This window comes from Pseudoalteromonas sp. SCSIO 43101 (genome assembly GCF_023650775.1).
GTDB lineage: Bacteria > Pseudomonadota > Gammaproteobacteria > Enterobacterales > Alteromonadaceae > Pseudoalteromonas > Pseudoalteromonas apostichopi.
This window is the reverse complement of record NZ_CP072673.1, coordinates 790,972-813,011: the sequence shown is the minus strand read 5'-3', so window position 1 is coordinate 813,011 and position 22,040 is coordinate 790,972. Positions and strand designations below refer to the sequence as shown.

Genomic DNA, 22,040 nt, shown 5'->3' with positions numbered 1-22,040 from the left:
CAGGTTGATATCAAAATCATACCGTAATTACCTACTGCGCTCGAGGAAATTGCGTTAAAAATGGCAGTATATCGCTTGCTGGCAATGGCTTTGAAAAGTAATAGCCTTGGATATAGTCACAGCCAGCTTCTGTTAGTACAGCCAATTGTTCGCGTTCTTCAACCCCTTCAGCAACAACTTTAATACCCAGAACACGACTCATTTGAATAATTGATTTGACCAGCGCTTCGTCACCTGAATCAACATGTACTTCATCTATAAAAGACTTATCTAGCTTAAGTACATCGACAGGAAAACGGCGTAAGTAGCTAAGAGACGAATAACCCGTACCAAAATCATCTAATGAAATTAAACACCCTGCTTGCTTCAACTGCCTTAACACATCTAGATGATTGGTATTTTCTGGAGCTAAAACACTTTCGGTTAATTCAAATGAAATTTGGGATGGTTTAACCCCTTGGCTTTTAATAATCTCAAGCCATGTATTACGCTCAGGGTTATACTCAGTAAACTCAAATAAAGAACGGTTTACGTTAAAAACAACGTTTTCATAACCTTTTGCTTCTAACTCTTTTACTTGCTGACAAGTTTTAGTCAACACGAGTTCACCGAGTGGAATAATCACCCGAGACTCTTCAGCCAAAGGAATAAACTCAGCAGGTGATAGCCATTGGCCTTGATTATTCCAGCGGACTAAACTTTCGAATTTAGCAACTGTGTTATTTTCAATATCGATAATAGGTTGAAAATACACTTCAATATCATTGTTTTTCACAGCTTGGGTAAGCTGTTCTACTAACAAATTGTGTTTTTTGACCTTGTTATCCATCTCTTTACAGAAAAACAGGTACTCATCACCTGTTTGCTTGGCATTTAAGGTGGCAAGTTCAGCTTGGCGTATTAAACGACGGGCAACCTTTTCAATTTTATAATTTGAAGTAGCCGTTTCAGTTTGCTCAAATTGACTCATTCCCAGCGTAACTGAAACCTGCTGACTAATTCCACCAATCGAAAAAGGTTCAACAAGTAACGCGGTAATTTGTTTGCAAACATGCTCAAGTTCACTAACGTGCTGATAAGTTTGTAAGATGGCAAAGCTATCACCATCAATACGCGAAAAAGCACACTCTTTAAAACTGCCATTAAGCCGTTTTGACAGCTCGCATAGTACCTTATCACCAAACGTTAAGCCGTAGACTGTGTTGATGTCTTGAAACTTATCAACATCGAAGTAGATCACTGCTAAGTTAGTATTCGCATCATCTTGGTAAGACAAAGACGATATTAGCTTGCATAAATACTCTTTAAAGTAAAAACGATTGGTTAAACCGGTGAGTTGGTCATGGTTTGCGTGAAAATAGATTTTCTGTTCAGCTTCTTTTTTCTCGGTGATATCCAAAATAAACGCAACATAGCAATCTTCACCATTATTTTGCATTTTGGTAATAGATAAAAATTGCGTATACAGCTTACCTTGTTTGGTTTTATTCGTTATTTCACCAGACCACTTACCCTCTGTATTAATTTGATGCCACATCGCTTTGTAAAAATGTGGATCATACTTGTTTGAGCTTAAAATTTTTGGGTTTTGCCCTAATACTTCACTCAGCGAGTAACCGGTCATTTCAGTAAATGCCGTATTTGCATAAGTAATATGTACATTATGGTCGCAAATAAAAATCGCTTCGTGGCTTTGCTCGATAAGTTGATTTGCAAAATCAAGTTTAGCAATAAAGCGGTCTTTTTCGATTTCTCGCTGAATAAGACCTGTAAATAACGAGAAGAAAGACTCTATTTGCATCGCATCGTTTATTTCATGCTGAAATAGTGCGACAAGAATAGTATCTGTTTTGCCAGATATACTTTGTAAAGGCACACCCACATAGGCTTCTATGCCCATATCAACAAGTAACTGATCGTTAGGGAATAGCTGCTGAACTCCAGAGCTGTAACTTGAGATACTGCCACACCTTACATCGTTGCATGGCGTACAGCGGATATCGTAGCTGATGTTTTCTACAATTTCGTCATGCTCAGCCAAAGCGATGGTTGTCGCATGCAAAGTCGACTCATCAACTTGAGCTAAAAAAACATGAGAAGCACCAAGCACTTCCGATAAAGACAGGCATATTGCATTATAAAAGTTTTCACTTTTTAAATTTGAAATACTTTCAACTATACGCTTTAAGTCGTATGTACCCACGCTAAGTTACCTTACCCGATATTGTGCACTAAGTGATTGACCTCACTTATAGTTTAGAAAACAAATTGTATTATAAGACGCATGCAAACACCATCGTACTCTAGTCTTAAACGGTTACTTTCCAAGCAAATAAGCACACATTTTTCATGGTTATTTGTAGATCAAACATAGTTTGAGCTTGGTCGGTTATAAATAGAACAAAAGTTGCTTTAATAGTGGTGGAGTTGGTACTTAAATTTGAGTTATAAGCTCTGGGTCCTAGGTTCTGGGTACTAGGCGATAGGCGATCACTCGGCTGATAGCTGATAGCTTTCAGGCATAAAAAAACCCTAACCAATTGGCTAGGGTTAAAAAGTGGTACCAGTAGGCGGACTTGAACCGCCACGCCCGAAGGCAACGGATTTTGAATCCGTCATGTCTACCAATTCCATCATACTGGCTTCATTTTTCTTTAACCTTCTAAACACGAGAAGATAAAGAAAAACCACTTTAGAGCAAAAGCTTTTTAAGCTGCTTTTGTCTCTATGCCAAGCATTATACAAAGAATAGGTAAGGCAGCAAGCGTTTTATGCGGTGCCACTACTCAACCGCACAATAATTAAACAAGTTGTTAACTTTAGAGTTTTGGCATCATTCGTGAAACAATAGCCTGACAATCGATGTCATGACTAAGACAGCCGTACTGGCTAAAACTCACTTCATTTAGACGACTCTTCACAAACGCGTCTGCAATAAGTGGCTCGCCAAATTGTAATAGCGTTGATGCTTGCCAAAGTAGCGCAAGCCTTTCAATTATGCGTCGAGCATGCATTTCGAGATTCGCGGCATCAGTGAGCATTCGTTGTAGTTCATCTAACTTTGTCGCGTAGTCGAGGCTCAAACTGCGTGCCTTTTCAAGCTCATTCATAAGCACCTTCAGAGATTCAGGCTCACGATTAAATACACGCAAAAGATCAAGGCACTGAACATTACCAGAACCTTCCCAAATTGAGTTAACAGGTGCTTCTTTATAAAGTCGACTGATAATGTTGTCTTGCACATAACCCACGCCCCCAATACATTCCATAGCCTCATAGGTCTGCTGCACCGCACGCTTACAGATCCAGTATTTACCTATTGCAGTGGCACTGCGTACTAATGCAACTTCATTGCTATTACCTTGATTATCAAGAGCATGTGCAATACGCATGGAAATAGCAAGTGCAGCTTCAGCCTCGATAGCTAAATCTGCCAGTACATTAAGCATTAGTGGCTGCTGGTGCAGGTTTTTACCAAATACACTTCGCCCTGAAGTGTGCCATATCGCTTCTTTCACAGCTTGCAACATCAACGAACTTGAACCAAGCATACAATCATAACGAGTCAAAGCGACCATTTGAATAATAGTTGCAATGCCTCGCCCTGGCTCTCCTAGCAACCAGCCATGCGCGCCTCTGAACTCTATTTCAGAGCTCGCATTCGATTGATTACCTAACTTATTTTTTAAACGCTGAATATACATGGCATTTTTCTCACCAGTTTCGAGCCAACGCGGCACTAAGAAGCAGGATAATTGGTTTTCATCAGTGTTAGCGAGTACTAAAAATGCGTCACTCATGGGCGCTGAGCAAAACCATTTGTGCCCAGTTAAAGCATATAATTGCCCTGCGCCACTTTCATTAATAGCTGCGGCTTTAGTGGTATTGGCTCGAACATCAGAGCCGCCTTGTTTTTCGGTCATCGCCATACCTATAGTGACACCCTTTTTTTCAGACCAAGGCTTATTATCTGGGTCGTAATGATTTGCCATTATTTTAGGTAGCCACATAGCTGCGATATTTTCTTGGCTGGCAATAGCTGGCACACTGGCAAAAGTCATGGTTAATGGACAGCCGGAGCCCGGATCTGCATGATTGTGCAGCACTGCCATCACAGCTCTTACAACATGACTCCCGGCTTTTTGTTGTTGCCAAGGCAATGCGCAGTGACCTTGCTCTATGGCATGCTGCATCAGCTCATGATAGCTTGGATGATAGTCAACTTGGTCTATGCGTTCGCCAAACCGACTGTGAGTCGTTAATTCTGGTAAGTGTTTGTTTGCTAAAAAACCAGCTTGCAGTAATACGCCACCCACTTGCTCCCCAAACGCAGCTAAATGCACAGTTCCCCACTGCCCTGCAAAACGGTTTTGCCAATACTGTAATACGGTATCAGCCTCGTAGGCATTGTAGTTTTCAAGTGGTTTGGGTTGATTAAATACCTGATGGGTTTCGCTTTGAGAAACGGCCATAATTGTGTGCTCATTTTTTATTATTTTCTCAACTATAGCAGGTCAGACCTGTTTGTCGACTTGCTAAACGGCCGTTAAGTATTTCTTGTTTGCGAAGGACTTTGCTAAACTACTGCGCAATTTAATTGGATGAGATTGTTTATGTCAGCTGAGTTTCCACGTGCCGGTTTCTGGCGCCGCTTTGCCTCTTTAATCTACGATACCTTGGTTATCATTGCCTTTGCTATGCTGACTACCGTACTGTATTTATTAGCTGTTCAAGGGCTAATTTCTTTAGACTTACTAAGTATTGGTGACGCTGAAGATGTATCCGCTTTCATTCAAAATTCACCATTATTGTATGGCATTCGTAGTGCGTTATTGGTGATAGTGAGTATTAGTTTCTTTAGCTACTTCTGGGCTAAAAGCGGCCAAACAATTGGTATGCGGGCATGGCGTTTGAAGGTGCAAACCCTCGATGGTCAATTAATTAGCTGGCAACAAGGTGCACTTAGAGCCATTACTGCGCTATTAGGTTTAGGTAATTTAGTGGTGTTGGTCGATTTTAAAAATAAGCGCGCATTGCAAGATTACATCGCAAAAACTGAAGTGATCACCCTCACCAAAGAAGAAAATAAACGTATTTATCGCTCACTTGATTAAGTGATTAAGCAACACATCAAGTACAAAAAAAGCGTGGCAACAAACCACGCTTTTTTGTGCATTTTAAACGAGCATTACACTCGTTTATTCAATAGATAAGTAGCAAACCCTATAAACAGTAAGCTTGGTAACACAGCACCAACCACAGCTGGAATTTGATAAACCATCACCACAGGACCAAAAATTTCATTGGTTAAGTGGAAAGTAATACCTGTTATTACACCCATGATGATACGTGCCCCCATGGTTACTGTGCGAAGCGGGCCGAATATAAACGATAAGGCAACTAACAACATAACGGCTATAGATACCGGTTGCATAACCTTACGCCATAAAGCTAACTCATAAGTGCTGGTGTCTTGCTCATTTTGCTGCAAATAACCTAAATATGACCAAAGCCCAGTAAACGAAAGCGCCTCGGGCTTCACTGATACAACTCCTAACTTTTCAGCGGTCAGCTGCGAGTCGTAAAACTCTTCCTTGTGCTGTTCAGTACTGATCTGCTCAGGTGTGATCACCACCTTATTCACATCACGAAGTAACCAGCCATCTTTACGATTTAATGCCTCTTCAGCCTTTGTGATCTGAGTAAGTTGCAACGACTTATCAAAGTGATACATATGCACGCCACGTAACGTACCTTGCTGGTCGACATCTTCGATATTAATAAAATTGCTGCCATCTTTTGCCCACACACCTTGCTTGGCATTAAAAACATCACCACCATAAATTGCTTGATTGCGTATTTCTTTTGCCTTGAGCTGTGCTTCAGGGGCGCCCCATTCACCAAGCGCCATCATACAAATCGCCATAAACATAGCGGTTTTCATAACTGAAGTAATAATTTGCAGACGTGACATACCCGCGGCTTGCATTACCACCAACTCACTGTTGGATGCTAAAGCGCCAAGACCGGTCAATCCGCCAATCAGTGCAGCCATAGGAAAGAAAATAACCAAATCACCCGGCATGCTGTATATGGTGTAGATCAGCGCGGTTGCAATATCATAGCTACCACGACCAACCGATTTTAACTGCTCAATAAACTTAATCAGGGTACTAATACCCACCAGTACCATTAAAGCAAAACCGGTTGTTTGAATAATGCTGCGGCCTAAATACCAGTCGAGAGTTTTCATCATATGCTTAGCTCCCGCTTAGTCACAATTGACCTTAACCATGCGCCGAGCGGACGACCTTTAATAATCAAGAAACCACCAATAAACAAAGCTGATAAATGAATCCACCACAAGCCAATTGAAGGTGGGATTTTGCCATCTTCAACTGCAAATTTAGCGGCATTCAGTAAAATGAAATACCCTAAATACAAGCTGATTGCGGGCACCAATTTAGCGAATTTACCTTGGCGCGGATTCACCACACTTAGCGGTACTGCTAATAAGGTTAATAATGGAATTGAAAGCGGGATAGCTAAACGCCACTGCCACTGTGCAATGGCTTCAGAGGTTTTCATTTTGAATAAATCAAGCGTTGAAATAGCTTCTAACTTACGGCGCTGATGTTCAATTTCTTGATCTTGAATTTGCACACTGTAACCATCGAACTCTGTTAAGTTTAACGCAGCAGACTCGCCATCTGTTTCGTAGCGCTTACCATCGTTAAGAACAAGTTGCTGTTCACCGTTTTCTTGCTCAATCACCACACCACATTCTGCATACACCAAACGTGCTAAGTCACCTTTTTCACGATCGGGTAGCTGAGCAACAAATACTTTATGTAGCTCTTTTCCGCTATTTTCGATGTTGTGAATAAAAACAACCGCTTTTTCGTTTCCAGTTTGCTGAAAACGCCCTGCACGAAGTGCCGATAAGCCAGCATCCGCTTTTGCTTGCTCTTTTAATTGATATTCTTGTTCACTGGCCCATGGCGCAACATAAAGTGTCAGCGCCCCAGCTAAAACAGCCATCGCAGTACTTGAGATAAGTGTGACACGAACCACGTACCACTCACTAACACCGCAGGCTTTGAAAACAGTCATTTCGCTGTCGGCATAAATGCGACTGTACGCCAAAATAATACCCAAGAAGATACTCAAAGGCAGTATAAGAGAAGCTAGTTGAGGAAGTTTTAGTGCAATCATCGAAAGCACAAGTTTAGCTGGAAGACCCCCTTCAGAGGCGTCTCCTAAGATAACGACAAACTTTTGAGACACAAAAATAGTCATCAAAGTTAAAAATACGGCGACCTGCGACTTGAAGACTTCAGTGGTCAAATAACGAAAAATTAGCAATGCTCGCCCCTGTTAAACATCGAGTTTCACTGGAATAGTAAGGAATTTTGAGTAAACTAGTTATTTTACTCACTTTATTATATGCCATCAAAGTTAAATATCATACCTAGCAAGAACATATAATCTTGCATAAATGGTGCAGATGGCGTCTATTATGTGATATTGATATTCACATTAAGATAAAGTTCAAAAACACATAAATAGAGTCATAGTTTATGTACTAAGATTAGTGCTATTAAACTAAAAAATGTAAGAAAGGACTCGAAAAAGAATTTCTTACCCTTATAAACTAAGGTTATACGACTCAATATCAGGAGTAACAATGGAATTTAGCGTAAAAAGTGGTAGTCCAGAAAAGCAACGTAGCGCATGTATTGTAGTAGGCGTTTATGAGCCACGTCGTTTATCCCCCATTGGTGAACAATTAGATAAAATCAGTGACGGTTATATCTCAAATTTGCTACGCCGCGGTGACCTTGAAGGTAAACCAGGCCAAGTATTGCTATTACATCATGTACCAAATGTACTGAGTGAGCGTGTGTTGTTAGTCGGTTGTGGTAAAGAGCGTGAGCTTGATGACAAACAATATAAACAAATCATCTCAAAAACGATTAACACGCTAAACGAAACCGGTTCAATGGAAGCAGTATGCTTTTTAACAGAGCAACACGTTAAAAGCCGCGACACCTACTGGAAAGTGCGCCAAGCAGTTGAAACAACTCAAGACTGCTTATACACCTTCAACCAACTGAAAAGCAAAAAGAGCGATCCGCGTCGCCCACTTCGTAAAATTGTTTTCAACGTGCCAACACGCCGCGAGTTAACAATTGGCGAAAGCGCCATTGAGCATGGCTTAGCAATCGCTGCAGGTAGCAAATTATGTAAAGACGTTGCCAACATGCCACCAAATATCTGTAACCCTGCGTATTTAGGGGAACAAGCACAAGAGCTTGCTAATAACTTCGATAATGTAAGCGTTGATATTATTGGTGAAGAAAAAATGGCTGAGCTTGGCATGAATTCATACTTAGCGGTTGGTCGTGGTAGTGCTAATGAATCAGTTATGTCAGTAATCAACTATCAAGGTGGCGACAAAGACCAATCACCTATCGTATTAGTAGGTAAAGGCTTAACCTTTGACTCAGGCGGTATTTCAATCAAGCCTGGCGAAGCCATGGATGAAATGAAATACGATATGGGTGGTGCAGCGGGTGTTATTGGTACTATGCGCGCATTGGTACAAATGCAGTTACCTATCAACGTTGTCGGTGTTTTAGCCGGTTGTGAAAACATGCCAGGGTCAAATGCTTATCGCCCTGGTGATATTTTAACAACGATGTCAGGTCAAACAGTTGAAGTGTTAAACACTGATGCTGAAGGTCGTTTAGTGCTGTGTGATGCCCTAACTTATGTTGAGCGTTTCGAACCAGATACTGTTGTCGACGTAGCAACACTTACGGGTGCGTGTATTATTGCTCTGGGTTCACATGCAACGGGCTTACTATCTAACCATAACCCACTTGCCCATGACCTACTTAAAGCGTCTGAGCAAAGTGGCGACCGCGCATGGCAGCTTCCGCTATGGGATGACTATCAAGAGCAACTTGAAAGCCCATTCGCTGATTTTACCAACTTAGGTGGTCGTGCTGCAGGTACGATTACAGCAGCATGCTTCTTATCTAAATTCACCAAAAAATACAACTGGGCGCATTTAGATATCGCAGGTACAGCATGGCGCAGCGGCGGTAAAAACAAAGGTGCAACTGGTCGTCCGGTTCCTATGTTAACCCAGTATTTGTTAAACCGTGCGGGCATAAGTGAAGCAAGTCACGATTAAGCCTTGTCGAAAGCTTAAAACTAACCCTAAATAAGGCGCCAAATGGCGCCTTATTAATTGAAGCAATTCGCGTTCTATGTCAAAATCCCTGCTTTGATCTGTGTATCTGTGGGGACGAAAGTCACTATGAATATGAACGCACAATTTTACGTTCTAAAACAAGATGATAGTGTCCACCAAACGGCAGACGCTGTTTTCGATCTTGCAGCCAAAATTGCTGCTGATCAGTATCGTCTAGGTCATCGCGTATTTATTTACGCCGATAACACCGACACGGCCCACACAATCGACGACATTATTTGGTCATTTGAACCAGATAGTTTCGTACCTCACAACTTACAAGGTGAAGGCCCTAAAGGTGGCGCTCCGGTTGAGATTGGTATGACTCCACCTGTCGGCAACAGAAAAATATTAATCAACTTAGCTGAACACCTACCGGATTTTATCCGTCGTTTTCAGCAGGTTTATGATTTCGTACCCGTTGAGCCAAATGCTAAACAAGCCGCCCGTGAGCGGTTTAAAAAGCTTCGCCAACTGGGCGCCCATATTGCAACGCAAGAAATTGACATTTAAGCATTTATTTAAGGTTCTGTGTAATGGATAAAACCTATAATCCGCAAGATATTGAACAGTCTTTATACCAAGGCTGGGAAGAAAATGGCTACTTTAAACCGTCTGGCCAAGGTGACGCATACTCAATTATGATCCCGCCACCAAACGTCACGGGTAGCTTACACATGGGCCACGCGTTCCAAGATACCATCATGGATACGCTAACGCGCTTAAAGCGTATGCAAGGCAACAACACATTATGGCAAGTAGGTACTGACCACGCGGGTATCGCAACACAAATGCTTGTTGAGCGTAAGCTTGCTGCTGAAGAAGGTAAAACACGTCACGACTTAGGCCGTGATGCATTTATCGATAAAATCTGGGAATGGAAAAACCACTCAGGCGGCACGATCACTAAACAATTACGTCGTTTAGGCGCTTCTGTAGATTGGGACCGTGAGCGTTTCACTATGGACGAAGGCCTTTCTGAAGCAGTTAAAGAAGTATTTGTACGTCTTCACAAAGAAGATTTAATTTACCGTGGTAAGCGCCTAGTTAACTGGGATCCTAAACTACACACAGCGATTTCTGATCTTGAAGTTGAAAACAAAGACAAACAAGGTCACATGTGGAACCTACGTTACCCACTTGCTGATGGCGTAAAAACCAAAGATGGTAAAGACTACATCATTGTTGCGACAACACGTCCTGAAACAATGTTAGGTGATTCAGGTGTTGCTGTTAACCCTGATGATGAGCGTTACCAAGACCTAATCGGAAAAGAAATTTTACTGCCTATCGTAAACCGTCGTATTCCAATTGTTGCCGATGAGCATGCAGACATGGAAAAAGGCACAGGTTGTGTGAAAATCACGCCTGCCCACGACTTTAACGATAACGAAGTGGGTAAACGTCACCAACTACCAATGATCAACATCTTCAATAAAGATGCTGCTGTATTAAGCGAAGGCGAAAGCTACACATTCGACGGTAAAGAGCTTGAGTTAGATGCGCCAATTCCAGAGCGTTTACACGGCCTTGACCGCTTTGATGCTCGCAAAGCAATCGTTGCTGAATTTGAAGAACTTGGCCTACTAGAAAAAATCGAAGATCACAGCCTAACGGTACCTTACGGTGACCGTTCTGGCGTAGTAATTGAGCCACTTCTTACAGACCAATGGTATGTTCGCGTAGCACCTCTAGCAGAGCCTGCGAAAGAAGCAGTTAAAAATGGCGATATTAAATTTGTACCTCAACAATACGAGAACATGTACTTTTCGTGGATGAACGACGTACAAGATTGGTGTATTTCACGTCAGCTTTGGTGGGGTCACCGCATTCCTGCTTGGTACGACAACGAAGGTAACGTATACGTTGGTCGTGACGAAGCTGAAGTACGCCGCGATAACAACCTTGCTGATGATGTTGCACTTAAACAAGACGAAGACGTTTTAGATACTTGGTTCTCATCTGCGCTTTGGACTTTCTCAACGCAAGGCTGGCCGGCAAACACTGATGATTTAAAAACTTTCCACCCGTCTGACGTATTGGTAACAGGTTTCGACATCATCTTCTTCTGGGTTGCTCGTATGATCATGATGACCATGCACTTCATCAAAGATGAAGACGGCAAGCCACAAGTACCATTTAAAACCGTTTACGTAACTGGCCTTATCCGTGATGAAAACGGCGATAAGATGTCTAAGTCGAAAGGTAACGTACTTGATCCTATCGATATGATTGACGGTATCGACCTTGAAAGCCTGGTTGAAAAGCGCACTGGTAACATGATGCAGCCACAACTAGCGAAGAAGATTGAGAAAAATACCCGTAAAACATTCGAAAATGGTATTGAAGCACACGGTACAGACGCACTGCGTTTCACCCTTGCGGCAATGGCTTCAACGGGTCGTGATATCAACTGGGATATGAATCGTCTTGAAGGTTACCGTAACTTCTGTAACAAACTATGGAACGCGAGCCGTTACGTATTAATGAATACAGAAGAGCAAGACTGTGGCTTCGCTACAGATGCTGAAAAACAGTACTCACTAGCTGATCGTTGGATTTTAGGCCAATTTGAAGCAACTGTTAAAACCTATACTGAGCATCTAGAAAACTACCGTTTTGATCTAGCAGCAAACACCATTTATGAGTTCACGTGGAACCAATTCTGTGACTGGTACCTAGAGCTTACTAAACCAGTATTGTTTAAAGGTAACGAAGCACAACAACGTGGTACTCGTCATACCTTAATCACAGTATTAGAAAGCCTACTACGCTTGATGCACCCGTTAATGCCTTACATCACTGAAACGATTTGGCAACGTGTTGCGCCACTTGCAGGTATCGAAACTGCCAACACTAGCATCATGGTTCAAGGTTTCCCTCTTTACAATGAAGCAAATGTTGATAGCCAAGCGATGGCTGACCTAGAGTGGGTTAAGCAATTCATTCTTGCTATTCGTAACATCCGTGGTGAAATGGATATCAGCCCAAGTAAGCCTCTATCTGTATTGCTTGCTAACGCATCTGATGAAGACAAGCGCCGCTTAACGGAAAACGAAGCATTCTTAGCTTCTCTTGCTAAGCTTGAGGAGTTCACGCTACTTGATAACAAAGACGATGCACCAGCGTGTGCAACTTCGTATGTTGGCAACCTTGAGATCATGATCCCAATGGCTGGCTTAATCGATGTTGAAGCTGAACTTGCTCGTATTGCGAAGCAGCTTGAAAAAGCAGAAAAAGGCTTAGCACAAGTTCAAAACAAGTTAGCTAACGAGAAGTTCGTAAATAACGCACCAGAAGCAGTGCTTGCTAAAGAGCATGCTAAACTGGCTGAATTTACAGATGCGAAAGACAAACTATTAGCGCAAAAAGCGAAAATCGAAAGTCTATAACTTACAAGTAATTAAGCGTGATATAAAATCACGCTTACAAAAAAGCCGCGCTATGACATTGTTATAGCGCGGCTTTTTAATGCTCTGTAGCAGCGACTTTACGTCGCGTCACAATTAAAATTTGTAGTTGTACTGAGCACCAACTAGTACTGCGTGACCTTTTGATTCATATTCCCATGAAACATCTTGGCCTAAAGAAGCCGCTAAGCTGTCTTTTTCTGAGAAGTTCTGTGTTTTACCACGAAGGATACTTACACCTAAATCAACATTTGAGTTTTCACTAAATGCGTAGTTACCACCAAATGAGAACCAAAAACGATCTGTATCAGGGATAGAGATTGAAAGGTGTGATTGGTCTGCTGGCGACTCATCGTAGGCAATACCTGCACGAAGTAAAAGTGCATCGCTGTATTGGTAGTCAGTACCAATAGAGTAACGCATTGAATCAGAGAAGTTCTCTGCTTTAGAGAATACTGGCGTTTCTTGGCTTGGTGTATAAGCTTCTAACTTTTGGAAGCTGTCCCAACCAGTCCATAAGATGCTGTAATGTACACCAAGCTTCTTATCAATTTGGTGTGAACCCGAGAACTCAGCAATTGCTGGTAAAGTTAATTTTAACTCACCAGGTACTACAGTACCCGCTAAGCCGCCAACAGCTGCTGGAAGTTGGTTTGAGTACTCACCTTCAAAGTCGATATCAGTTTCGCTACGGTAGTTAAAACCAAAACGACTGTTTTCGTCTAACTGATACATTGCACCAATATTCCAACCAAAGCCGTAGTCGTCACCTTCAAGGTGAGCGATTTGCGTGCTAGCTGGTAAACCAAACGGGTTAGTACCTGCATTACGAACAACTTTAGCATCTGCATAAACATAGTTTAAGCCAAGGCCTAGACTGAACTGTTCATTAATTTTGTATGAAGCGCTTGCATTCATGTTAATTGTAACGATTTCAGTTTCACCTGCGATAGAACCCGCTGCGTAATCGTCTTTAAATTCAGTTGAAAGACCGAAGTTTGAAAAAGCACCAAAGCCTAAAGACACTTTGTCGTTTAAAGGCATAGTGAAGTATCCTGCAGGTATAAATGCAGATGGAGCGATACTATCATCATCGATAGAGCTTTTATCTAAGCCGTACGCAGCACTTTCACCTTTTAAGCTTACATCTGGAATTACCGCAATACCTGCAACTGAAATTTGCTTGTCTTTGAATAAAGACATAAGTGCAGGGTTACGAGCAACAACAGACGCGTCATCAGCAACAGCTGCTTCACCAGCGTATGCACGACCTAAACCTGATACGTTTTGCTCAGCTAATTGGAAAGCTGCAGCAAAGCTGTCAGCAGAAACAACAGCAAGTGATGCTGCAATAAGTGTTTTAGTGAACTTCATAAATCTGTGTCCTCTTGCAAACTTGTGCGAAAGCTAATCCAACAACGAGGGCAACCTATTAGTTAAGCATAAAAGATTAGCGCTGTATGTTGGTATTAGATGTTTTATTCTAATAATTACAAACTTTCGAACATTACCTTAATTAAGATCAAAAAACTGTAATTTTTCGTTATAATTAGGTAAAAAACCGACATTTTAACAACAAGATAACAACTTATTAAAACTCATCAGAGGTCTGATTACAAAAACACCAAGTGATAGTAGTTATCATTTGCATTGACATCTATTTCACGTCCTATTAGACTAAAAATAAAGGTTTTTCTGTAGAGCTTGAGTATGGAAATCGCATTGATTATTGCAGCACTGATATTATGCGGTGTCAGCGTTCATTATTTTTGTAAAGCAAACTATTGCGCTTGTACTAAAGCAGGTGATTGCGATAACCCAGTTAATCACTATTGGCTAGGTGCTATGCTGAGTGCTGTTTTATCGCTTCTATTCTGTTGCGTGGCCTTACATGTGGAAAAAGGCTCTTTGCTTTGGTTGGTATTAATGACAAGTTGTTTTAGTGGTGCATTTATATCAGCAAAACGCAGCGCCAAAAAACGCTGTATTAAGTCTAAACAAGCAGATGCTCTTTTAACAAACGAGCCAAATTAAGCTGATAATCTAATGGTTTGATGCTAGCCATAATTTTTAGTTCTTTTTCTACGCTTAGATCGACATCTTTAGCTGTAATATGGTGCTTGTGCTTAGCATTATAGAAAACCTTTATCTTTGGCTTAATAGGATTTTCGTGGTTACCTTCCATAACTAGCGCTAAGCGCTCATTGTTTAACTTAACGATTGTGCCAACTGGATGCACACCCAAGCATTTAATAAAACGTTGTACTAATTCAGAATCAAACAATTGTTTATTAGCAAGTAAATAACGCAGAGCTGAGATTGGCTCTTCACCCATTTGATGAGGTCTATCTGCAGTCATCGCATCATAAACATCAACAATGGCCATCATTCGTGCTGCGCGACTAAGCTTTTCAGCAGCAATACCACGTGGGTAACCTGTACCATCTAAACGCTCATGGTGATTTACTATCATATCGAGCATTAATGGTGTAATGCCCTTTTCACCTTTTACTAAGCCAAGGCTCTGTGCCACATGCTTTTTAACAACTTGCATTTCATTGTCATTCAAAGCGCTTGGTTTAGATAGTACACCTTGTGGCATTTTCGCTTGACCGATATCGTGCATCAATGCACCCATTGCCAGCTCTTTAATTGTCTTTTCTTTGTAGCCTAAATACTTGGCAAACACACTCACCAAAATCGCGGTGTTGATCATGTGCCGCCAGTTATAAATATGCTTATCTTTGAGGCGAGTTAAAATAGTTAATGCATTGTGATTACGAAATACCGAGCTGACTATATCAACGGCGATATCATCAAGCACCGATACATTCATTTTCAAACCCGATGTAATATCAGAGTAGAAACTTTGCAGTTTTCGGCTATGTTGTTCGTAATGCACGCTGGCTTTTAGAAACTCTTGTTGAACCGTGATCCCTTGCGGTGATCCATTAGCTGCAGGCTTTTGTTCAACTTTTGGTTTAGCTGGTTCAGGTTTTGGTTGGTATTTTTTAGGCAGTGCAACATCGCTTTGTGTAAAGTCGATGAGTAGCTCTTCAACCCCCTCAGAGATCAGGCGTTGAATAATTGTTTTATCACGCACTAAACCACGTGTTTTGATCTTAATACTATTTACATGCTCTTGTTGCTTACTGACACTGTCAACAAACATCCCTGGTACAAGTTCGGCAATGGGTAAGGTAATAAGCATATGTGAGCTTAGCGCATAAAAATATCGAGTTTTTTATTATCGCTAATTGATTACAAATGTCTATAGATTGGCTAGCGAATACGAAATAGGTATGAGTTAGAAAGGAGGAAGTTAGAAAGTTTCTAGGGGAAAGTTAGAAAGTAGCAACTCGCTAACTTTATCCCTGAAAGCTGACAGCTCTCTAGCTGTTTATTCCTGAAAGTAAGTACCCCAGCCGTCGTATTCAACACCTGTTTGCTGAGCAAGTGCTTCTAGCTTATCGACATCTTCCATAATAGCTTCTACGTCAAGCTCACACTCAACAACCACGTCAAAGCTCCATACTTTCTCGCCGTCTTCTAGCTCAAGTTCAGCTGGCTCTTCAACATCGTAGCCTAGTTTAAAAGCGGCTAAAGCTGCTTGCTCTAACTTTTCAAAATTTTCGCTAACAAAGTGGTGTTCCACTTCATAAAGTACTTCAGGATCTGAGCCATCTTCAAGTAATGAAGTAACGATGTCTTCAGTAATTTCGCGCCAATTTTCCATTATTTGTTTCTCACTTGAGCATCTAATTCAGTTATTTTAGCAGCCATAATCTGATGAACATGTGAAGCATGGTCACGAGCAGATACGTCTTTATCAAGATAAATCGGCGCTAACATTTCGAGGTAAATTGTACCATTATCCCAGCGATTTAGCTTAATAGTTTTGTGCGTTGTACTCATACAAACTGGCACAACGGGCACATCAGCACTCATTGCTGTGTGAAATGCCCCTGTTTTAAAAGGTAATAAACCACGACCATAGCTTCGTGTGCCCTCAGGAAACATCCAAACAGATAGACCTTTTTGTTTTATTTTCTCAGCTGATTTAGAAATTGTGCCTGCGGCTTTTGAACGATTTGCACGGTCAATCAATATGTTACCCGATAACCAATACAGCTGACCAAAAAACGGGATCCATTTAAGGCTTTTTTTACCTAGGCTTACGCAGTTCTCTGGCACCATGGCAGGTAAAGTGAATAGGTCATAGTTATTTTGATGATTTGCCACATACACAGCAGGGCCTATATTTTTTGGATCATCGTGGTATTTAAGCTCAAGTTTTACACCTAAAATTTTAGCTACCTTGCAAAACCAACCTGAAATAATATGTACATTATTGGTATGAAATGGCTTAACAATACATAAGAGCAAACCAAACACACAGCTTAAAATTATAAATAAAGCCATGAAAATGATGCGAAAAAAAGCTAACAAACGAATTCTCCTCGTACTAAACAGCGCGCATTATAACGTGAAAAGTGCCATAGCCATAGCTTTAAGCGCACATGTGTAAGCCTAAGCAATATATCATCATTTCACTACAAATAATGAGCATAAAAACGACAAACAAACGTGAGAGGCCTCTTTGTATTTACAGATTTTTCTCAAAAAAAATTATGAAGCCTCTTAAAGAGTAATGGCTTTTAAAATGCTAACTTTTTCATACCCCTACCCTATTTATAAACTACAAAAAACGGTAAGTGCTAATGAAAAAAACTCCTATAGTCATAGCGTTACTTGGCTCATTTGCTTTGTGTCACTCCTTTAATGCATCGGCCTTACAGACCAATACATTTAATCAAAACGAGTTTCATAGTGACACAACAGGAAACTTCCCAGCCACGGTCCTTTTTGCACAAAACTCAATTACGCCATCACAAAATGGGGTTGAAGACGACATTCAACCTCACTTGGTAGCCGAACGAAGAACGATGATCATGTTTAAGCCACATGATAAATTGAATAATGATGCAAAAATTATATTAAGCGTACTTGATCACAATAATAGCCTGCTTTACCAAACATATATGCGCTCGCCAGAAAACTTCACTAAACCTTTTGGGTTTGAAGATAGTGACAATCCAATTAGTTATAGTGAAGACACATTTTCAACTATAGTCCCCGCATCTGTTGTTAAACCAAATATGCGCCTCTCTTTCCAGTTTGAAGAGAAACAAGGAGAGCTGAAGAACGTTACTGTAGGTGGAAGCTCAAACTTAATCATTAACACAATAGATATTGGTTTACTTACGCCTTATCGTGACAAATTCACATTTCAAAATGATCCAGACTTACATCGACAGTATTTCCAACAAGTCCCGCTCAGTAAATTAACAGTTAATAAGTTCGAGCCGATTCACCTTACTGAAGTAATGTTGCCAAATGGTAACTTACTTACCGACTCAGATCCGAGTAAAGGAGGGGTTTATAGCGGTGATATGCGTCATCAAATCGCAAAGAACTTATTTTCCCACGGTATTAATAACGCTAACTATGGAATTAACGCTTCAGGAATGTCTGGTCCCACTTCACATCCATTCAGTAGTGCACAATTAACCGCTCATAATGCTATCGGTAAATATAGTAACGGTATTTTTGTTCATGGTTTATCCGGAGGGGCTGGAATGGTCACCTTGCGCCGCTCTGAAGGAAATGAGTTTAGCCATGAACTTGGCCATAATTATGGTATGGGACACTACCCTGGTGGTGTAGATGGTGTGTTGCATCGTCCTGCGGATGAACGTAACTCAACCTGGGGTTGGGATGCGGATTTAGATAAATTTATACCTAACTTTTCATCTATAGTAACTTACAAAGACCGTTGCTATAAGGAAACGTGTATTGCGTCTTTTAATGGCCACCAATATGGTAAAGGATCAATGTCTGGTGGTGGGCCAATGTATTACGAATTCAATAAATATACGTTACACACTCCATATGAGCTAAATCGTATTCAGCGTTTTTTTGAAAGCAAAGCTAATTTTTCTCCAAGTTCAATGACAGGTTTCACAAAATGGAATCCTGTTAGTAAAAAAATGGAACCGTGGAGTAATATTGTAGTAGATACAAATACGATGAGTAATTTGCAAAGAACACCTTACAAGCAAGATGTTGCCATTACGACTCTGATTGGCTTTTATGATCCCAACAAGCAACTTTCAAGCTTTATCTATCCTGCGCTTCATGGCTCATCTGGTGCGGTGTATAAAGATAACTTTGCAAAGTCTAGCTGCCAATTAATTGTGGTCACTGAAAAAGCAGGTACAAAAACTTTTAATTTGCCTGAGAATCGATTAAATACAGATAAAATGAATAAGTTTCATATCAATATCGAACAGTCTGCCAATCCTGTTTTTGCTTCGATTCACTGTGGTTCAAATATCTTAGCAGCTAAAAATTTAAAACCCGCAAAACAAAATTTAGCAACCTCGATAGTCAGTACATTTGACAAGCCAAAAGCCTGTATTGTTAATATCGAAACAAATGAGGAGTTTTGTCTTGAGGATGGGCAAAAAGTAAGTTCTTTACCTGCATTTGTGCACAAGAAGCCAATTTATGTGAGAGCACCACAAGGTTTGCAAGTCATGTTATCTGATTACACTAATTTGTCTTATAACCGTATAGCTACGTTCAATGGAACTGTTGAACATGAAAAACTTAAAAAAGTACTTGCTAAAAATGGCCATTACCTTGACTTTTCTAAGCCAAGATCAATGCGCGTTTTTAGTTCAAAAGAAGCCTTAGGTTGTATTGTGAGCTTAATAGATCAAAGTGAGTACTGCCTCAGTGCAAATGAACGCTCTGGTTACAAACTACCTTCTTTTATTTATAAACACCCAGTTTATATAAAAGCAGCCCCCGGTGTAGCCGTTGTATTATCAGATTGGCCGAACCTCTCTTATCGACGAACAGCTCAATTTACCGGGCATACAAGTCATCAGGAATTAATGGAAGTAAAAGCTGATAATGGTCATTATCTTAACTTTTCTAAGCCGGCATCAATGAAAGTTATAGCGAATTGATGCAAAAAATAAGGCCCTTTCGGGCCTTATTTTTATTCTGTTACTTCTGAAGTTGGCTCTTCATTATCATCAACTTGTGTAAATTCAATAACAGCTTCATCTACCCGTTGTAGACCACGCGGTAACTTGTTACCTCGCCTACCCCGTTCGCCATGGTAATGCTCAAGATCACTTGGTTTAAGTGTCAGTTTTCGCTTTCCTGCATGTAAGGTTACACTACTGCCTTCTGGTACAACCGCGAGCACTTTTACGAACTCTTCACGAGCTTGTACTTTCGCACTAGGAATAGAAATAATCTTATTTCCTTTACCCTTACTAAGCTTAGGTAGATCGCGCAGTGGGAATAACAACATTCGGCCTTCGTTAGAAATAGCCATACAGTAATCTGTCGCTACATCAGTAACTCTAATTGGCGCGAGTAATTCACCGCCTTTAGGTACGCTAACCAGCGCTTTACCGTTTTTGTTCTTACTCACAAGATCTTTAAAGTCGCTAATAAAGCCGTAACCCGCATCTGAAGCCATTAACAACACTTGGTTATCTTCTGCCATCACCACATGCTCAAAGTTAGCGCCAGAGCTTAAATTAAAACGCCCAGTCATTGGCTCACCTTGGCTTCGTGCTGAAGGTAAGCTATGCGCATCAGTCGCAAAAGCACGACCACTTGAGTCAAGGAACACTGCTGGCTGATTACTCTTACCTCGCGCAGAGGCTTTATAGCTGTCGCCTGACTTATAACTTAGTCCTTCAACATCTAAATCATGACCTTTACCGACACGAGCCCAGCCTTTTTCAGATAATACAACGGTGACTGACTCTGAAGGGATAAGATCTTTTTCACTAAGTGCTTTAGCTTCGACACGTTCAACGACAGGCGAGCGACGCTCATCACCGTACATTTCTGCCGCTTCTTGGATTTCTTTCTTCATCAAGGTCGACATACGACGCTCTGAACCAAGAGTTTGCTCTAACTTGTCACGCTCAAGCGCAAGCTCATCTTGCTCACCTTTTATCTTGAACTCTTCAAGTTTTGCTAAATGACGTAGTTTTAACTCTAAAATCGCTTCCGCTTGAATATCAGTTAAACCAAAACGCTCCATTAAAACAGGCTTTGGTTTATCTTCAGTACGGATAATTTCGATGACTTCATCAATGTTTAAAAAGGCCGTTAATAAACCTTCTAAAATATGTAAGCGTGCGAGTACTTTATCTAAACGGTGTTGTAAGCGACGGCGAACTGTTTCGCGGCGGAACGTTAACCACTCTGTTAAGATACTACGTAAATCTTTAACTTGCGGACGACCATCAAGGCCAAGCATGTTTAGGTTTACACGGTAGTTTTTTTCTAAATCTGTGGTTGCAAATAAGTGAGCCATTAATGGCTCAGCTTTAATGCGGTTTGAGCGTGGAACAATTACAATACGGGTTGGATTTTCGTGATCAGATTCGTCACGTAAATCCGCAACCATCGGCAGCTTTTTAGCATTCATTTGAGCTGCTATTTGCTCGAGCACTTTTGCACCTGAACACTGGTGAGGCAGCGCAGTGATCACAATGTCGCCTTGCTCTTCAGTGTAAATTGCACGCATCTTGATAGAGCCACGTCCAGTTTGATAAATCTTACGAATATCGTCTTTCGGTGTGATGATCTCAGCTTCTGTTGGGTAGTCAGGCGCATGCACTAACTCAAGCAACTCTTCGATTTCAGTCTTTGGCTTATCAAGTAATAAACAACAAGCACTGGCAACTTCACGAACATTATGTGGGGGTATATCAGTTGCCATACCCACCGCAATACCGGTTACACCATTAAGTAAGATATGCGGTAAACGCGCAGGCAATACCATTGGCTCATCGAGTGTGCCGTCAAAGTTTGCGGTCCAATCTACGGTGCCTTGACCAAGCTCTTTTAGTAGAACTTCTGAGAACTTAGATAAACGCGCTTCGGTGTAACGCATTGCAGCAAATGACTTAGGATCATCCGCAGCACCCCAGTTACCTTGACCATCCACCAGCGGGTAGCGATAAGAAAACGGTTGTGCCATTAACACCATCGCTTCGTAACAAGCACTATCACCATGCGGGTGGTATTTACCTAGTACATCACCCACCGTACGCGCTGATTTTTTATATTTTGCTTGCGCCGATAACCCCAGTTCGCTCATTGCATAAATGATACGACGCTGTACAGGTTTTAGACCGTCACCTACGTGAGGTAAAGCACGGTCCATAATGACGTACATTGAGTAGTTTAAGTAGGCGTCTTCAGTAAAGCGCCCCATTGTTTGTTGTTCTACGCCTTGCATCAGCAAGGTATCTGTATCACTCATT

General features: G+C 41.2%; 15 protein-coding genes and 1 tRNA gene. 6 read left to right on the top strand and 10 right to left on the bottom strand.

Translation table 11 applies throughout. The features are described from left to right. Nucleotides 1-31: 31 nt before the first annotated feature. From J8Z25_RS03850 to J8Z25_RS03840, 3 genes are all read right to left on the bottom strand, one after another. A complete protein-coding gene (locus J8Z25_RS03850; RefSeq protein ID WP_239976860.1) occupies nucleotides 32-2,203 on the bottom strand; it encodes a putative bifunctional diguanylate cyclase/phosphodiesterase in 2,172 nt (723 codons plus the stop codon). A 355-nt stretch (nucleotides 2,204-2,558) separates the two neighbouring features. Beyond that, a tRNA-Leu gene (locus tag J8Z25_RS03845) sits at nucleotides 2,559-2,643 on the bottom strand. A gap of 176 nt (nucleotides 2,644-2,819) precedes the next feature. Further along, nucleotides 2,820-4,472: an acyl-CoA dehydrogenase family protein gene (locus tag J8Z25_RS03840; protein WP_130049611.1), complete on the bottom strand. Its 1,653-nt coding sequence runs from the start codon at nucleotides 4,470-4,472 to the stop codon at nucleotides 2,820-2,822. A 141-nt stretch (nucleotides 4,473-4,613) separates the two neighbouring features. Here J8Z25_RS03840 and J8Z25_RS03835 point away from each other — a divergent pair, with 141 nt between their 5' ends. After that, on the top strand, nucleotides 4,614-5,114 hold the full coding sequence (locus tag J8Z25_RS03835; protein ID WP_130049612.1) for an RDD family protein: 501 nt from the start codon (nucleotides 4,614-4,616) through the stop codon (nucleotides 5,112-5,114). Nucleotides 5,115-5,188: 74 nt separating this feature from the next. Here the strand turns inward: J8Z25_RS03835 and lptG are convergent, their stop codons facing one another. After that, entirely contained in the window at nucleotides 5,189-6,256 is a 1,068-nt protein-coding gene (gene lptG / locus J8Z25_RS03830; protein ID WP_130049613.1) for an LPS export ABC transporter permease LptG, read from the bottom strand. Next, a complete protein-coding gene (gene lptF / locus J8Z25_RS03825; RefSeq protein WP_250661693.1) occupies nucleotides 6,253-7,365 on the bottom strand; it encodes an LPS export ABC transporter permease LptF in 1,113 nt (370 codons plus the stop codon). Before lptF ends, lptG begins: the two co-directional genes overlap by 4 nt. A 322-nt stretch (nucleotides 7,366-7,687) precedes the next feature. Here lptF and pepA point away from each other — a divergent pair, with 322 nt between their 5' ends. The 3 genes from pepA to J8Z25_RS03810 all read left to right on the top strand — a co-directional run bounded on the left by pepA (nucleotide 7,688) and on the right by J8Z25_RS03810 (nucleotide 12,654). After that, nucleotides 7,688-9,202 carry a leucyl aminopeptidase gene (gene pepA, locus J8Z25_RS03820; RefSeq protein ID WP_130049615.1) on the top strand — a complete coding sequence of 505 codons (1,515 nt, stop codon included), beginning with the start codon at nucleotides 7,688-7,690 and terminating at the stop codon, nucleotides 9,200-9,202. Nucleotides 9,203-9,328: 126 nt separating this feature from the next. Then, entirely contained in the window at nucleotides 9,329-9,775 is a 447-nt protein-coding gene (locus tag J8Z25_RS03815; RefSeq protein WP_130049616.1) for a DNA polymerase III subunit chi, read from the top strand. 23 nt (nucleotides 9,776-9,798) lie between these two features. Further along, entirely contained in the window at nucleotides 9,799-12,654 is a 2,856-nt protein-coding gene (locus tag J8Z25_RS03810) for a valine--tRNA ligase (RefSeq protein ID WP_130049617.1), read from the top strand. A gap of 114 nt (nucleotides 12,655-12,768) precedes the next feature. On the opposite strand, the gene J8Z25_RS03805 is transcribed toward J8Z25_RS03810, so the two are convergent. Beyond that, nucleotides 12,769-14,046: an outer membrane protein transport protein gene (locus tag J8Z25_RS03805; RefSeq protein ID WP_130049618.1), complete on the bottom strand. Its 1,278-nt coding sequence runs from the start codon at nucleotides 14,044-14,046 to the stop codon at nucleotides 12,769-12,771. Between the two features lie 336 nt (nucleotides 14,047-14,382). On the opposite strand from J8Z25_RS03805, the gene J8Z25_RS03800 reads away from it, so the two are divergent. Continuing rightward, nucleotides 14,383-14,706 (top strand): hypothetical protein, encoded by a 324-nt coding sequence (locus J8Z25_RS03800; RefSeq protein WP_167658180.1) that lies wholly within the window; start codon nucleotides 14,383-14,385, stop codon nucleotides 14,704-14,706. Here the strand turns inward: J8Z25_RS03800 and J8Z25_RS03795 are convergent. The 3 genes from J8Z25_RS03795 to J8Z25_RS03785 all read right to left on the bottom strand — a co-directional run bounded on the left by J8Z25_RS03795 (nucleotide 14,666) and on the right by J8Z25_RS03785 (nucleotide 17,094). Beyond that, a complete protein-coding gene (locus J8Z25_RS03795; RefSeq protein ID WP_167658181.1) occupies nucleotides 14,666-15,883 on the bottom strand; it encodes a cyclic di-GMP phosphodiesterase in 1,218 nt (405 codons plus the stop codon). The genes J8Z25_RS03800 and J8Z25_RS03795 overlap by 41 nt on opposite strands. Before the next feature lie 189 nt (nucleotides 15,884-16,072). Beyond that, nucleotides 16,073-16,408 carry a ribonuclease E inhibitor RraB gene (gene rraB, locus J8Z25_RS03790; protein WP_167658182.1) on the bottom strand — a complete coding sequence of 112 codons (336 nt, stop codon included), beginning with the start codon at nucleotides 16,406-16,408 and terminating at the stop codon, nucleotides 16,073-16,075. Then, nucleotides 16,408-17,094: a 1-acylglycerol-3-phosphate O-acyltransferase gene (locus tag J8Z25_RS03785; RefSeq protein WP_130052197.1), complete on the bottom strand. Its 687-nt coding sequence runs from the start codon at nucleotides 17,092-17,094 to the stop codon at nucleotides 16,408-16,410. Before J8Z25_RS03785 ends, rraB begins: the two co-directional genes overlap by 1 nt. 299 nt (nucleotides 17,095-17,393) lie before the next feature. On the opposite strand from J8Z25_RS03785, the gene J8Z25_RS03780 reads away from it, so the two are divergent. Beyond that, nucleotides 17,394-19,709 carry a M66 family metalloprotease gene (locus tag J8Z25_RS03780; protein WP_250661692.1) on the top strand — a complete coding sequence of 772 codons (2,316 nt, stop codon included), beginning with the start codon at nucleotides 17,394-17,396 and terminating at the stop codon, nucleotides 19,707-19,709. Between the two features lie 32 nt (nucleotides 19,710-19,741). On the opposite strand, the gene parC is transcribed toward J8Z25_RS03780, so the two are convergent. After that, a complete protein-coding gene (gene parC / locus J8Z25_RS03775) occupies nucleotides 19,742-22,039 on the bottom strand; it encodes a DNA topoisomerase IV subunit A (protein WP_130049623.1) in 2,298 nt (765 codons plus the stop codon). Between the last annotated feature and the right edge of the window lies 1 nt (nucleotide 22,040).